The sequence below is a fragment of the Pseudomonas sp. LBUM1644 genome, assembly GCF_059716195.1.
This window is the reverse complement of record NZ_CP166812.1, coordinates 4,301,443-4,316,300: the sequence shown is the minus strand read 5'-3', so window position 1 is coordinate 4,316,300 and position 14,858 is coordinate 4,301,443. Positions and strand designations below refer to the sequence as shown.

Here is a 14,858-nt window from a genome sequence, read left to right as displayed (position 1 = left end):
TGCCGCAGGCTGCGATCTTTTGATGTTGATTTTTAAGATCAAAAGATCGCAGCCTGCGGCAGCTCCTACAGGGGATTAGATGTCGAGGACTTCCATCTCGCGCAGTACTTCGGCCACGGCCGCCACGGCCGCGTGCATCTCGGCCGGGTTGACGTGTCCGATGCAGCCGACGCGGAAGGTGTCGACTTGGGTCAATTTGCCGGGGTAGAGGATGAAACCCTTGGCCTTGACGCGTTCGTAGAATTCCTTGAACTGGTAGCGCGGGTCTTTCGGCGCGTGGAAGGTGACGATGATCGGCGCCTGGATCGCGGCGGGCAGGAAGCTGCGCAAACCGAGTTTGGCCATGTCATCCAACAGCACGTTGCAATTGTCGGCGTAACGCTGATGCCGCGCCGGCAAACCCCCTTCTTCGTTGTATTGCAGCAGCGCTTCGTGCAGCGCCGCGACCACATGAGTCGGCGGGGTGAAGCGCCACTGGCCAGTCTTGGCCATGTAGGTGTGCTGGTCGAACAAGTCCATCGCCAGCGAATGTGAATTGCCGGCGGCATTGGCCAGCGCGTCTTTGCGAGCGAAGACGAAACCCATCCCCGGCACGCCTTCCAGGCATTTGCCCGAGGCGGCAATCAGCGCGTCGAAGGGCACCTGTTGCGCATCGATCGGCAGCGCGCCGAAGGAACTCATGGCATCGATGATCAGGCGTTTACCGTGTTGCGCGATGACGTGGGCAATTTCCGGCAGAGGGTTGAGGATGCCGGTACTGGTTTCGCAGTGGATCAGTGCAACGTGGGTAATGCTGGCGTCGGCCTGCAGCAGACGGTCGACGTCGGCGGCGGTGGTCGGTTCGTCCTCGGCGGTTTCAAAGGTGCTGAAGGAGCGGCCGAGCACTTCGCAGATCTTCGCCAGGCGTTTGCCGTAGGCGCCGTTGATCAGTACCAGGACTTTGCCGTCGCGTGGCACCAGTGTGCCGATCGCCGCCTCGACCGCGAAGGTGCCACTGCCTTGCAGGGGCACGCAGTGGTGGCTGTCGCCGCCGTTGATAATCGCCAGCAATTGCTCGCAGAGGCTGGCGGTCAGTTGATTGAAGCGGTCATCCCATGAACCCCAGTCGACCATCATCGCCTGGCGGGTGCGGGCCGAAGTCGTCAACGGGCCGGGGGTGAGCAGGATGGGGTCGGCAATACTCATTCTCGTGTCCTCGCAATCGATGGGATGAAGCTACGGGGCATAAATTGCAATTTGCCGTGCTATCAATCAAATTGTTTGTTGTTATGCCAACCATTAGTGAGGGTTATTCATGAACCTGTTCCAGCTCCGCGCCTTCGATGCGGTGGCTCGCGAGGGCAGCTTCACCCGCGCCGCCGCGCGGCTGTTCATCAGCCAGCCAGCGGTCACGGGACACATCAAGGCGTTGGAGGAGCACTACCAAATCACCCTGCTGCGCCGCACTGCGCGACGGGTGGAACTGACGGAAGAGGGCTCCAGACTGGCGGCGATCACCCGGGCGATGTTTGGCCTGGCCGAAGAAGCGCAGGTGATGCTGGAGGCCAATCGGCAATTGTTGACCGGGCGTTTGGAGGTCGCTGCGGACGGGCCGCACATGGTCATGCCGATGCTCGCGAGTTTGCGCGCACGGTATCCGGGGATTACGGTCAATCTGCGTCTGGGTAACGCTCAGGAAACCTTGGCGGCGTTGCTCTCTGAGCACGCTGATGTGGCGGTGCTGACAGAAGTCGAGCCGCGCAAGGGTTTGCATTTACAGGCGCTGAGCGAGTCGCGGATTTGTGCGCTGGTGCCCGACAGTCATCCTTGGGTGCAGCGTTCGAAGGGGGTGCCGCTCACGGCGCTTGATCAGGTCATCATGGTGTTGCGGGAACCGAGTTCGATCACCCGCCGGACGTTTGATGAGGCCTGCGTTCAGGCCAAGGTCATTCCACGGGTATTGCTGGAGCTGGACAGTCGGGAGGCGGTGACCGAGGCGGTTGCTGCGGATTTGGGGGTGGGCGTGGTGTCGTCGGTGGAAGTCAGCCATGACCCCCGCGTGGTGGCGGTGCCGATCATCGGTGACGGGTTGGTGAATCGGCACATGATCGGGTGCATGGAGCGGCGGCGGGATTTGCGCTTGATCCAGGCGTTTTTCGGCTTGGCACCCAACCCAAATTGACCCTCCTGTAGGAGCTGCCGAAGGCTGCGATCTTTTGATCTTCGGCTTTTAAAAAGCAAGATCAAAAGATCGCAGCCTGCGGCAGCTCCTACAAGGGGGGTGTGATCTAGACGGACTCTCCGAACCCTCTCCAGAAACGTCGCCGCAGTGGCTGGCAAGGCGGACAAGGGCTGAGGTTCAGGGCGCAAGGTCCTGGCGATTGATCAGCCAATCGAGTAGCAGGCGGCTATCGTTGCGCGGCTTGTAAGCCCTTTGGGGCGTTGGCGGGTCGTCCACCGTGGCGCACAAAACCGGGCGGTCCGGGTCACTGTCCAGAAAGTTGATGAATACCTCGGAACCGCCCACCGGCAGGCTGGATGGATCCATCCTTGGCACCGGCGTTGCGACGGCAACGGGTAGCCACAGGCCAGTGACGTCGTCGGTATCGGAACCCGGCGTGGGCCACAGCCTGACTTGTATGCGCCCACAGTCATCCAGCAGCGGGGGTTGCCCGACAGGGCCCAGCACTCGCGCGGCCTGCAAGCCGGGAATGCTGGGCCGGGTTTGCGCAAGCGCGGGCCGGAACACCGTTGACCATGGAATGGCGGTGAACTGATTGCTGTAACGCCGGACCCTGTGAGGCGGGGGTGGGGTGAGGATCGACGGCTGTTGGCCCTGGTGACGGATCTCGGTCAGCAACCACTGATCGTTGAAGTGCGGGAATGGATGTTCCGACACTTGTACGATGCGTCCGCTGCGCAATTCGTTCTGGTTGCTTTGCCCCTGTATCTGCCGATGCCGGCAGCGCAGCCGCTCGAGTATCCGGCGGCTCTGTTGCTCACGTTGCAGTTGTTGCGCAGCAGCGGGCGCGGTGGGTGGGGGCGAGGTGTGACACTGGAACAATTCACGGATCAGCGGAACATCGCCGTGAAGGGGAGCGTCACCGTGAAAGGGCAGTAGTAGCGGTTCCTGAGGGAAACTCAGGCCATCATCTGCCAGCACCAGCACATGGCCTTCGCGCTGATGTTCGAAATGATAGTGGATACCTTCTTCTTCGCAGAGCCGTTGCAGGAACGCCAGGTCGCTCTCATCAAACTGAATGCAAAATGGCCGGACAGGATAGCGCCCGTGCGGCAGTTCAAAACGATAGCTGTCTTCGGGCAGGGCGTTTTCCTCAAGCAACTGGCGCAGGATGGCGGGCACGTCGAGTTGATGAAATACGCGACGGGAACGCTGTCGGTCGAGGTTTTGCAGGTAGGGCACGAGTACCAGGCGGTAGCCGACGCGGTTCGGGCCGCGATGTTCGCGACTGGCATTGTGCAGGATGCCGTGAATCCCGGTACCGTCGCCCAGGCTCAGGTAAACCGGCTGTTGCAGCAGTCGATCAAGACTCATGGCCGGTGCCAGGCCGATGGCTTCTATGTCGAATCGAAAAGGCTGGTTGAGGGCTTCATGGCCGCTGAACTGTAACACCTGCCAACTTAATGCTCCCTCGAGGAGCGTCAGTGTGTAGGGACTTTCCTTGTCGTTATGCATCGATCGCGCTTCTGCCATGGAATACGGGTGCAGAGGGTACGAAACCGTGGCCGTTTAGGGATATCGCAAATCGACTTTTCAGAATCGCCCTACAACCGCTGGTGAAGATGTCGATTCGTCATGCCGGTGTATCAGTCAGAATTTTTGGTCGATTGCCAACTTTAGGCCGTATAAACTTGCCGCCATGCGTCGGCCAACAGATGTCTCGGCGCCACAGATAAGAGAGTGAGTAATGGGCGCACAGTGGAAGGTTAAACACAAAGAAGCGGCATCTAACGCCAAGGGCAAGATCTTCGGCAAACTGGTGAAAGAAATTACCATTGCTGCGCGTAACGGGGCCGATGTCTCGACCAACGCACACCTGCGTCTGGTCGTGGAGCAGGCTAAAAAAGCCTCGATGCCCCGTGAAACCCTGGAACGTGCGATCAAAAAAGGCTCGGGCCAGCTCGGCGAAACCGTGCAATACCATCGCGTGACCTATGAAGGGTTCGCACCGCATCAGGTGCCTTTGATCGTTGAATGTGTGACCGACAATATCAATCGCACCGTTGCGGAAATTCGCGTTGCATTCCGCAAGGGCCAGTTGGGCGCTTCCGGTTCGGTGTCTTGGGACTTCAATCACGTCGGCATGATCGAGGCGTCCCCGGACAGCCCTGACGCCGATCCGGAAATGGCCGCCATTGAAGCGGGCGCGCAGGATTTCGAGCCGGGCGAAGAAGAGGGCACGACCCTGTTCCTGACCGAGCCTGCGGACCTGGATGCCGTACAGAAAGCCCTGCCTGAACAAGGTTTCACCGTGTTGTCGGCGAAGTTGGGCTACCAGCCGAAGAACCCGGTCAGCGGGTTGAGCGACGAGCAGATGGCAGAAGTCGAAGCGTTCCTGGAAGGCCTCGATAACCATGATGATGTGCAGGATATGTTTGTCGGGTTGGCCGGTTAAAGATCAAGAGATCGCAGCCTGCGGCAGCTCCTACAGTAGATTTGTGATCAACGCAAAACCCCTGTAGGAGCTGCCGCAGGCTGCGATCTTTTTCGCCATTACCGGATATCAAGCTCCCGCAAAATTTGGCTGAACCCCGGCCGTGCCAGCACATCCGGCTGACAGCAGCGCTGCTGCAACGCCTCCAGTCGCCCCCGCGCTTTATCGCTCAACCCCGAGTCGATCCGTTCCAGCAATTCCCCCAGCAACACCCCGAACGCCCGCACTTCGATCCGTTGCAATGCACGGGTTTCCAGGCTGTCCACCGACGCGTGGAATGACGCCGCACCAAAGTCCCCCAGCAGGCATTCGCCTTGCTCGTTGCACAAAATATTGTGGGCATAGAGATCGCCGTGGGTGATGCCCTGGCAGTGCAAATGTTCGGCCGCCGCAGCGATGCCACGGGCGATACGCAACGCCACACCCGCGCTGAACCGGGTGTCGTCGGCGTAGACGTCCCGGGTGCAGGACGCCAGGCTGGGTAGCCCGGCGAGATTACGGTAGCTTGGGTCGATCAGTTGCATCACCAGACCGGCCTGGGCGTGGGGATGCTCGATGATCCGTCCTTCGACCCGGATCAGATTCGGGTGCAGGCCGGCCGTGATGCAGGCGTTCATTTCGTGCAACGGCGAGCCATCGCTGGTCATTTCGCCTTTGTAGAGTTTGACCGCGACCTGCATGGCAGGTTGTTCCGGCCGTTTCCACGTCGCCCGGTGGATCACCCCCGAGGCGCCTTCGCCCAATGGCTGTTCCAGGCGCAGCGCTGACCAGGGGATGCTCGGCGTCGCCTCAAGGGCGGCGGCATCGGCTTCGGTTTCCAGCGGATTGCCGGCGTAGGCCAGCCAGGTCAGGCTCGGCAGGGACAGCAGCCACTCGGGCAGTTCGGTCATTTGGTTGGCGGCGATGCGGATCAGTTCGAGTCGATCGCAGTGACGCAAGCGCTCGGGCAAACGCTGCAAGCGGTTTCCGGCCAGCATGAGCTTTTGCAGATGCGGGCGCTCACCCAGCTCGGCCGGCAGTTCACGGATGCAGTTGTCGGTGAGGATCAGCCAGCGCAACAGCGGTGGCAGGGCGCTGGCCGGGACGTTTTCGATGCGGTTGGCCTTGAAGCCGACCATCGTCAGTGCGGCGCATTGGCCCAGGCAGGCGGGCAGTTCGGTGAACAGGTTGTCCGAGCAGAACAGCACGCGCAAACGGGTCAGTCGGTGCAGGTCGTCCGGCAGGCTGCTCAAGGCATTGCCACTGAGGTTAAGCACCTCCAGCGAGTCCGCCAGGTCGAAGATTTCCCTTGGGAACTCCGTCAGGCCGCAGGCGAGGTCCAGGCGGGTGATGCCCGTCAGCGTGCCGGCGCGAAGTTGAGCGAGGGTGTCCATGAGCAGATCCATTTTGGTCGAGTGGGGGGGGCGGGCGACATGATAACGGGACATAGATCAAAAGATCGTCCGAACGCGGCCCGAGCCTTCGGAGGATCTTTTGATTTATGCCTCCCGCACTTCCACCAGCTGCCCCAACCGGCTGCGCGTGCGCGCCAGGTCGATGGCATCGCCGCCCAGGCTTTCGCGCAGTGAGCGTTCTCCGAGCACAATCAAATGCTTGTCCTGATCGTACAAAACGTCGATCAAATTGATGAAGCGCTGCTGGGCGGCAATCGAACAATCGGCGAGATTGGGCAGTTCAAAGAGGATCCATTGATCGAAGCGCCGGCACAGCTCCAGGTAGTCCATGACCGCTGTCGGGTGGTCGCACAGCTGGCTGAAGGTAAAGCCGACGGTCCGTCCTTCGCAGTATCCGGCTTGAAGATGCCGTGCCCCGACCGCCAGTTCGATGGCAGGCAACCCGGGTTCAGGCAGGCTCAATGCCTGTCGCTGCACCACAGTGGCCGGCCAGACGTAACGGCCCTGAGTGAACAGTTGCTGGGCGTGGCTCCGGACCTGGCTCCGGTAGTCATGGGGGCCACCGACTTCCATGACTTGCATGCGTGCGTTGATCAGGTCGATCACCGGTTTGAAGCGCGCATGGTAGAGCGGGTTGGGCAGCAAGCCTTCGGGTGGGTAATTGGACGTGACCAGCAGCAGGATGCCTCGGCGGAACAAGGCCTTGAACAGTCGGGTGATGAGCATCGCATCGCCGATGTCGTGGACATGAAACTCATCGAAGCACAGCACCCGGCAATCGCGCAGCTGTTCATCGAGGGTGGCCGCCAGGGCATCCGGCTGGTCGCGATGTGTAAACATGCCCTGGTGCAACCGGGCAAAGAACTCATGAAAGTGCAGGCGCTGTTTTTCCGCGAGCGGAAGGGCCTGGAAAAAACCGTCGAGCAACCAACTCTTGCCGCGACCGACGGCGCCATGCAGGTAAAGCCCGGGCAGCGTTTTCACCGACGGGCCCAACAGTGCGTTGGCGTTATGCGCCATGCAGTCGATCACGCGTTGTTGACTGTGGCTGAGGGTGTAGCCCTGGGAATGGGCTTTTTGACGAAACCATTCGTGGACGAGGCGGCCGGACGCAGTGCTGCTGGCGGAACTGGCCGATGCCTTGCCGAATAGACGGCGGAGCGCGGGCCAGCGTGGTGCGAAACGCGAACGGTTGGGCGGTCGAGCGGCCACTGTAATGTCACCCCCTAATTTTCGTGCCGGCTCTGCCGAGCGGCGGCGGCGTAGTGTAACCAAAGGGAGAACAACCCTACCACTACAGCGCATCTCCTGTAGGAGCTGCCGCAGGCTGCGATCTTCAGCAATCCCGGGCGCGCCGAGAAGCAAGGTCAAAAGATCGCAGCCTTCGGCAGCTCCTACAAAGGAGTCGGTAGGGCCGGTGATTGTTTGGTGTCAGTTGTTTAGTGCCGGATGCCACGCAACAGTGTGCGAAACCATGCTCTGCTAGAATCGGTCGCCTTGACTTCGCGAGGTACCCTCCATGAACGAGCCGATCCGTCTGACCCAGTACAGCCACGGTGCAGGTTGTGGCTGCAAGATATCCCCACAAGTGCTAGAGGTGATTCTGGCCGGCAGCGGGGCGCAGAACCTTGATCCAAAACTCTGGGTCGGTAATGCCTCGCGCGATGACGCGGCGGTGTACGCCATTGATGAAGAGCGTGGTGTCGTCTCGACCACCGACTTTTTCATGCCGATCGTCGACGACCCGTTCGACTTCGGCCGCATCGCCGCCACCAATGCCATCAGCGACATTTACGCCATGGGTGGCGATCCGTTGATGGCGATTGCGATCCTCGGCTGGCCGGTGAATGTGCTGGCGCCGGAGATTGCCAGGGAAGTGATTCGTGGCGGGCGCTCGGTGTGCGATGAAGCGGGAATTCCACTGGCCGGCGGGCACTCGATCGATGCGCCGGAACCGATTTTTGGCCTGGCCGTCACCGGGCTGGTGGAAAAGCGCCACATGAAGCGCAACGACACCGCCACCGCCGGTTGTCTGCTCTACCTCACCAAACCCCTGGGCATCGGCATCCTTACCACCGCCGAGAAAAAGGGCAAGTTGCGCGATGCCGACATCGGCCTGGCCCGCGACTGGATGTGCACCTTGAACAAACCCGGCAGCCGTTTCGGCAAGCTTGAGTGCGTGACCGCGATGACCGACGTCACCGGTTTCGGTCTGCTGGGGCATCTGGTGGAAATGGCCGACGGCAGCAACGTGTCTGCCCGTATCGACTATGACCGTGTGCCGCGCCTGCCGGGTGTCGAGTATTACCTCGATCAGGGTTGCGTACCGGGCGGGACACTGCGCAATTTCGACAGCTATGCGAGCAAGGTCGGTCGCCTCCAGGAACTGCATAAACGTGTGCTTTGCGATCCACAGACCAGCGGTGGGCTGCTGATCGCCGTCACCCCCGAAGGCAATGAACAATTCCTCAACGTGGCCGCCGATCTGGGCCTGACTCTGTCGCCGATCGGTGAACTGGTCGAGCGACAGCGCCACGCGGTTGAGGTGTTTTGATGTCCATCGACTTCACCGATTATCGCGACATCTTTCTCTACGACCGGCCGCTGATGGATGCCCGCGCGCCGGTCGAGTTTCACAAAGGTGCTTTCCCCGGTGTGATCAACCTGCCGCTGATGAATGACCTGGAGCGACAACGGATCGGCACTTGCTACAAACAGCACGGTCAGCAAGCGGCCATTACCCTGGGGCATCAGTTGGTGTCTGGCGACATCAAGGCCCAGCGCATCCAGGCCTGGGCTGATTTTGCCCGGACTCATCCTGAGGGATATTTGTATTGTTTTCGCGGTGGTTTGCGCTCGCAGATCGTCCAGCAGTGGCTCAAGGATGAGGCCGGTATCGACTACCCGCGGGTCAGTGGCGGCTATAAGGCCATGCGGACTTTCTTGCTGGAGACGGTCGACCAGGCGGTCGCCCAGTGCGACTTCGTGTTGCTCGGTGGCATGACCGGCACCGGCAAGACCGAAGTGCTCACGCAATTGAGCAATGGTCTGGATCTTGAAGGTCACGCCAATCATCGAGGCTCCAGTTTCGGCAAACGCGCGACGGGCCAACCGTCCAACATCGACTTTGAAAACCGGCTGGCGGTGGACGTGCTGAAGAAGCGTGGCCACGGCATCGAACAGTTTGTACTGGAAGACGAGAGTCGCATGGTCGGCAGTTGCGCCTTGCCGCTGCCGCTCTTTCAGGGCATGCAGCAGTTTCCGATGGTGTGGCTTGAAGACAGCCTGGAAGGACGGGTCGAGCGGATCTTGCGCGACTACGTGGTGGACTTGAGTGCCGAGTTCACCGGCGTGCATGGCGATGAAGGTTTTGCGCTGTTCTCCGAGCGCTTGCTGGCGAGCCTGAACAATGTTCAGAAACGATTGGGCGGCGAGCGGCATCGACGGATGCTGATGTTGATGGAAGACGCGCTGGCGGAACAGGCGAGCGGCGGTGGCGTGGATTTGCACCGGGGCTGGATTGAAGGGTTACTCCGCGAGTATTACGACCCGATGTATGCGTTTCAGCGGGAGAAGAAAGGGGCGCGGATTGAGTTTGTTGGGGAGAAGGATGCGGTTCTTGAGTACCTTCGCGAGCGTGTTAATTACCGGAGATGATGTTGGGATTTCTGGCCCTTTCGCGAGCAAGCCCGCTCCCACTTGGATCTCAGTGCTACACAGATCCAGTGTGGGAGCGGGCTTGCTCGCGAAGGGGCACTTGCAGGCGCTATATATCTTAGAGCAGAGCGGCCCCAATCAACCCGCTAACCACCCCAATCCCCATGGTCATCAGCGCCACGCTCACCAGCACCCGGGCGTCAAAATCCTTGCGCAGCATCAACAGCGACGGCAGGCTGATGCTCGGCAGGGTCATCAACAGCGCGACCGCCGGAGCGATGCCCATACCGAGGGTCATCATGGTTTGTACGATGGGGATCTCCGCGGCGGTGGGGATCACGAACAATGTGCCAATGATCGCCAGCGGTACCAGCCATAGCAGGCTGTTGGCCATCGCACCGTCAATGTGCGGAAACACCCAGACCCGCACTGCGCCCAACACCAGCACGGCCAGGATGTAAATCGGGATGGTGCTCCAGAACAATTGCCACAATGTCCGGCCCCAGCGGGTCAGGAACGGTTGCGTATCCTTTTCGCTGGCGTCGGCCACCGCTTCGACAGCCGCTTCCGGTAACACCTCCGGGCCGGCGATGCGCTGAGCCACCATCGACACACCAAACACCAGCACGATGCCCGCCAGCAGTCGCAACGCCGTAAAGCCCCAACCGAGCACGAAACCCATGAACACCAGGGTGGCCGGGTTGAGCACCGGGTTGCCGATCCAGAACGCGAGCGCTGCGCCCACTGAAACATTCGAACGGCGCATGCCGGCCGCCACCGGCGCCGCACAGCACGAGCACATCATTCCGGGCAGGGCGAACAGACCTCCGCGCACGGTCGAGGCAAAACCGGCCTGGCCGAACAGGCGCAACAACCAGTCTCGCGGGATCAGTACTTGCAGGAGGGAACCGAGAATTACCGCCAGTACGGCAGCTTTCCAGATCGCCAGGAAATACACCTTGGCGTAGGCCAGTGCAGCCGTGAGGGGGGCGGTTTGTGCATCGTTGAGGATCGAGGCGCCGATGCTGTGGTTATCGGCCGCCAGGAAGGCCTTCGCGTAGTAGGGCGACCATTTGACGTAGTAGAGGCCGACACAGGCTACCAGGAGAAACAGGGCGGGTTTCCACCAGAACGACCAACCCCGGGCGGGGACAGCTGCGCTTGAGAGTGACATGAACAGGTTCCGCACATGAGGAGAGATCGGTACAGGATAGCGCAGCCCCTGAACCTGTGGCCCCCACGATTTTTGAGACCCGGCGAATACTTAGGTCGGACAAGTCTCCCGACCGTTATCCAGGCCTTGTTTGTAGCTGTGGCTGACCAGGCTGGCCTTGCCGTTGTGCCACGTCAGGGTGAGCACATACAGCGAGTCGTAGTCACTGGATTCCCAGTCGTTGGTGATGTTTTGTTTCTTGCCGACGGCGTCCCCGGCGACCTTGTTGATCAACTCGGGAAGATAACCGTGGGACCACGCGGTGTAGATGACCGAGTTGTGATACTTGTCGTGCAGCAGCTCATCGGCCAGGTCGCTGGTGTCGTTGGCCGAGAAGTTGATGTTCACCGGCAAACCGAGCTTGATCGCGCTGGGGCTGATGGTCATCAAGGGGCGGATGTAGCTGTAGGAATTGTCCTTCTCTCCTTCCTCGATATTGCGCGTCGGGTTGGCCGCGAACACGTAATTGGCCTTGCCGAATTTTTCCGGCAACAAGGTGGCCAGGTCGATGGCGCGGTTCAATCCCTGGCAATTGAGCTGGCCGAGGCCGCCTTCGGGCTTCTCGGCGTGGCGTAGAAATACCAGCGTCTGGGTGCCGTCGGCCGGTTGGGCGCGGCTTTCACTGATTTCAAACGCCAGGAAAAGCGCGCTGGCCGCCAACAGGGAGGGCAGGACGACATACGCGCGATGCTTGAAGCGTTGGACGAATTTCAAAAAGTTCATCATTGAATTAGGGGTTCTTCAGCGCATTCGATTAAGGCTGACAAACCTTTACACCGCGAGCTCCCAGCGTCGGGTGTTTTCCATGTCGTTGAGCCGGTCCGTCTCCGCAAGGGCAGTACTCAGAGTCCTCTGAAGCCCGTTTGGTTCGATTCCGGCGGAGTGCGCAGCAATGTACCGACAACCTTGAACGGGTTGGAGCAGAGGTTATCGACACGATGTTGCGGATTTATGGACACGTTACACGTGTGGACGCAGGCGATGGCTGCGATCTTTTGATCTTGTTTATCAGCCATATTGATAACGGTAAAAGATCGCAGCCTGCGGCAGCGCCTACATTATGATTGTCGTTCTTAATCTCTTCGTGGATCGTTCCCATGACCGACTTGTCCGCATTCCCCATCACCCACAAATGGCCGGCTCAGTACCCGGAGTGGATTCAGCTGTACTCCTTGCCGACACCCAACGGCGTCAAGGTCTCGATCATGCTTGAAGAGATCGGGCTGCCCTACGAGCCGCATCGGGTAGGCTTCGACACCAACGATCAAATGTCCCCCGAGTTTCTGTCGCTGAACCCCAACAACAAGATCCCCGCGATCCTCGACCCCCACGGGCCCGGCGATCAGCCCCTGGCGTTGTTCGAATCCGGGGCGATTCTGATTTACCTCGCCGACAAGAGCGGGCAATTGCTGGCTCAGGAGTCGGCGGCCCGTTACGAGACGATCCAGTGGCTGATGTTTCAGATGGGGGGTATCGGGCCCATGTTCGGCCAGCTCGGGTTCTTCAACAAATTCGCCGGCAAGGACTACGAGGACAAACGTCCTCGGGATCGCTACGTTGATGAAAGTAAACGGTTGTTGAAAGTTCTGGATGGACGCCTGCAAGGTCGCGACTGGATCATGGGCGAGCGTTACACCATCGCCGACATTGCGACCTTTCCTTGGGTGAGAAACCTGATCGGCTTTTATGAGGCCGGCGAACTGGTGGGCATCAACGATTTTCCGAACGTCACACGCGTGCTGGAGCGCTTTCTGGCACGGCCGGCGGTCATGCGCGGGCTGGAAATTCCCAAGCCAAACACCTCGATTTGATCAGGGACCAGGGACGGCCATGAATTCTTTCAATTTCAAGCAAGTCGATGTCTTCAGTCGCGTCGCCCTCAAGGGCAACCCGCTGGCAGTGGTGTTGGGTGCCGATGAACTCAGCGATGAGCGCATGGCGGCGTTCGCCGCCTGGACCAATCTCAGTGAAACCACGTTCGTCCTCGAACCGAGTGATCCCCGTGCCGACTACCGCGTGCGAATCTTCACGACCCTGAAGGAGCTGCCGTTCGCCGGTCATCCAACGCTGGGCACTTGCCACGCGTGGCTTGAGGCCGGTGGCGTGCCCAAGGGTGAAGACATCATTCAGGAGTGCGGTGTGGGGTTGGTGCGGGTTCGCAGGCGAGGCGCGGAACTGGCGTTTCTTGCGCCGCCACTGATCAAGACCGGCCCGGTGGAAGCGGGCGTGCTGGAGCGCGTGCGCCGTGGGCTGCGACTGGAACCAGGCGCCATTGTGCGGGCGCAATGGGTCGATAATGGTGCCGGCTGGCTGGCGGTGATGGTCGAGGACCGGCAACAGGTACTGGACTTGCAACCGGATCATTCGCACATGCTTGGGCTGGCGGTCGGTGTCATCGCACCGTGGCACGCCGAACGCGATGGGGCTGACGCGCAGTTCGAAGTGCGGGCTTTCATCTCGGGTGACGGCATGCCGGAAGATCCGGCCACGGGTAGCCTCAACGCGGGTATTGCCCAATGGCTGTTCAGTGAAGGGTTGGCGCCGGCGTCCTATGTCGTCAGCCAGGGCCTGACCATGGGCCGCGCCGGGCGAATTCAGGTGGAGCAAGTGGGTGATGAAATCTGGATTGGCGGTTCCGTGATCACGTGTATCACCGGCACATTGACCTTGTAGCAGCTGCCGAGCCTGCGAGGCTGCGTTCGACTGCGCAGCAGTCGCGGTTTCGTAAATTCACGACTGCTTCGCAGCCGAACGCAGCCTCGCAGGCTCGGCAGCTGCTACGGACGTTTGTATCGATTGTTACGGGTGCGGTAACGCAGTCTTGAGCGATCGAGGTTTGTGTCCTGCGCGGCTCAGGGCATAAGCTTTGGCCCCCTACGACTTTCGTCTCGTCCCGTTTTTTCAGGAAACCTCATGTCCAGCCAGTTCCCCGAAGCGCGTCCACGCCGTCTGCGCCGCAACGCGAACCTGCGCAGCTTGTTCCAGGAAACCGAATTCAGCCTGAACGACCTGGTGCTGCCGATTTTCGTCGAAGAAGAAATCGACGATTTTGTACCGATCAAGAGCATGCCCGGCGTGATGCGTATTCCGGAGTCGAAGCTGGCCGGCGAAATCGAGCGTTATGCCCGGGCCGGTATCAAGTCGGTGATGACGTTCGGTGTGTCTCATCATCTGGACAGCAACGGCTGCGACACCTGGAGCGACAATGGCCTGGTGTCACGCATGTCGCGCATCGCCAAGGATGCGGTGCCGGAGATGATTGTCATGTCGGACACCTGTTTCTGTGAATACACCGACCACGGCCATTGTGGCGTGTTGCACAACCATGAAGTCGACAACGACCAGACCCTGGTCAACCTCGGCAAACAAGCCGTGGCCGCCGCCCGTGCCGGTGCCGATGTGATTGCCCCGTCAGCCGCCATGGACGGGCAGGTCCAGGCGATTCGCCGGGCGCTCGATGAGGCCGGTTTCAGCCAGACCGCGATCATGGCTTATTCGACCAAGTTTGCGTCGGCACTCTACGGTCCGTTCCGTGAAGCCGGCGGCAGTGCGCTCAAGGGCGACCGTAAAAGCTATCAGATGAACCCGATGAACCGCCGTGAGGCGGTGCGCGAGTCGTTGCTGGACGAGCAGGAAGGCGCCGATGCGCTGATGGTCAAACCGGCCGGGGCGTACCTGGACATCATCCGCGACATTCGTGAAGTGTCGCGTTTGCCGCTGTCGGCGTATCAGGTGAGCGGTGAATTCGCGATGATCAAATTCGCCGCACAGGCCGGGGCGATCGATGAGGACCGCGTGGTGCGCGAGAGCCTTGGGGCGATCAAGCGAGCGGGGGCGGATTTGATCTTTACCTACTTTGCGATGGAATTGGCGTTGGCGGGGATCTAAACATCAAAAGATCGCAGCCTTCGGCAGCTCCTACAGAGATCGGCGTAGGAG

The 14,858-nt window shown here is 60.4% G+C and carries 13 protein-coding genes; 7 read left to right on the top strand and 6 right to left on the bottom strand.

What is annotated here, in order from left to right; all coding sequences use genetic code 11:
• Positions 1–75: 75 nt before the first annotated feature.
• Positions 76–1,185 (bottom strand): 2-aminoethylphosphonate--pyruvate transaminase, encoded by a 1,110-nt coding sequence (locus tag ACA052_RS19615; RefSeq protein WP_497646384.1) that lies wholly within the window; start codon positions 1,183–1,185, stop codon positions 76–78.
• 109 nt (positions 1,186–1,294) lie between these two features.
• Between ACA052_RS19615 and ACA052_RS19610 the strand changes: the two genes are divergently transcribed.
• Positions 1,295–2,161: a LysR substrate-binding domain-containing protein gene (locus ACA052_RS19610; RefSeq protein WP_497646383.1), complete on the top strand. Its 867-nt coding sequence runs from the start codon at positions 1,295–1,297 to the stop codon at positions 2,159–2,161.
• A gap of 177 nt (positions 2,162–2,338) precedes the next feature.
• On the opposite strand, the gene ACA052_RS19605 is transcribed toward ACA052_RS19610, so the two are convergent.
• A complete protein-coding gene (locus ACA052_RS19605) occupies positions 2,339–3,676 on the bottom strand; it encodes a type VI secretion system Vgr family protein (protein WP_497646382.1) in 1,338 nt (445 codons plus the stop codon).
• A gap of 232 nt (positions 3,677–3,908) precedes the next feature.
• Here ACA052_RS19605 and ACA052_RS19600 point away from each other — a divergent pair, with 232 nt between their 5' ends.
• Complete coding sequence (locus ACA052_RS19600; RefSeq protein ID WP_497646380.1) at positions 3,909–4,616, top strand: YebC/PmpR family DNA-binding transcriptional regulator; 708 nt, start codon at positions 3,909–3,911, stop codon at positions 4,614–4,616.
• Between the two features lie 98 nt (positions 4,617–4,714).
• Here ACA052_RS19600 and ACA052_RS19595 read toward each other — a convergent pair whose 3' ends face one another.
• Both ACA052_RS19595 and zapE read right to left on the bottom strand, forming a co-directional pair.
• Entirely contained in the window at positions 4,715–6,028 is a 1,314-nt protein-coding gene (locus ACA052_RS19595; protein ID WP_497646378.1) for a leucine-rich repeat-containing protein kinase family protein, read from the bottom strand.
• Positions 6,029–6,133: 105 nt separating this feature from the next.
• A complete protein-coding gene (gene zapE, locus ACA052_RS19590) occupies positions 6,134–7,261 on the bottom strand; it encodes a cell division protein ZapE (RefSeq protein ID WP_497646377.1) in 1,128 nt (375 codons plus the stop codon).
• 307 nt (positions 7,262–7,568) lie between these two features.
• Between zapE and selD the strand changes: the two genes are divergently transcribed.
• Both selD and mnmH read left to right on the top strand, forming a co-directional pair.
• Positions 7,569–8,603, top strand: coding sequence for a selenide, water dikinase SelD (gene selD, locus ACA052_RS19585; protein ID WP_497646375.1), 1,035 nt, complete (start codon positions 7,569–7,571; stop codon positions 8,601–8,603).
• A complete protein-coding gene (gene mnmH, locus ACA052_RS19580; RefSeq protein ID WP_497646374.1) occupies positions 8,603–9,706 on the top strand; it encodes a tRNA 2-selenouridine(34) synthase MnmH in 1,104 nt (367 codons plus the stop codon). Before selD ends, mnmH begins: the two co-directional genes overlap by 1 nt.
• Positions 9,707–9,824: 118 nt before the next feature.
• On the opposite strand, the gene ACA052_RS19575 is transcribed toward mnmH, so the two are convergent.
• Both ACA052_RS19575 and ACA052_RS19570 read right to left on the bottom strand, forming a co-directional pair.
• On the bottom strand, positions 9,825–10,880 hold the full coding sequence (locus tag ACA052_RS19575) for a permease (RefSeq protein WP_497646373.1): 1,056 nt from the start codon (positions 10,878–10,880) through the stop codon (positions 9,825–9,827).
• A 90-nt stretch (positions 10,881–10,970) separates the two neighbouring features.
• The gene (locus tag ACA052_RS19570) at positions 10,971–11,645 is read right to left on the bottom strand and encodes a histidine phosphatase family protein (RefSeq protein WP_497646372.1); all 675 of its coding nucleotides are present in this window, start codon (positions 11,643–11,645) and stop codon (positions 10,971–10,973) included.
• Between the two features lie 371 nt (positions 11,646–12,016).
• Here ACA052_RS19570 and ACA052_RS19565 point away from each other — a divergent pair, with 371 nt between their 5' ends.
• The 3 genes from ACA052_RS19565 (at position 12,017) to hemB (ending at position 14,807) form a co-directional block, all read left to right on the top strand.
• Complete coding sequence (locus ACA052_RS19565) at positions 12,017–12,730, top strand: glutathione S-transferase family protein (protein WP_497646368.1); 714 nt, start codon at positions 12,017–12,019, stop codon at positions 12,728–12,730.
• Positions 12,731–12,749: 19 nt separating this feature from the next.
• The gene (locus ACA052_RS19560; protein ID WP_497646367.1) at positions 12,750–13,592 is read left to right on the top strand and encodes a PhzF family phenazine biosynthesis protein; all 843 of its coding nucleotides are present in this window, start codon (positions 12,750–12,752) and stop codon (positions 13,590–13,592) included.
• Positions 13,593–13,832: 240 nt separating this feature from the next.
• Complete coding sequence (gene hemB / locus ACA052_RS19555; protein ID WP_497646365.1) at positions 13,833–14,807, top strand: porphobilinogen synthase; 975 nt, start codon at positions 13,833–13,835, stop codon at positions 14,805–14,807.
• The last annotated feature ends 51 nt before the right edge of the window (positions 14,808–14,858 follow it).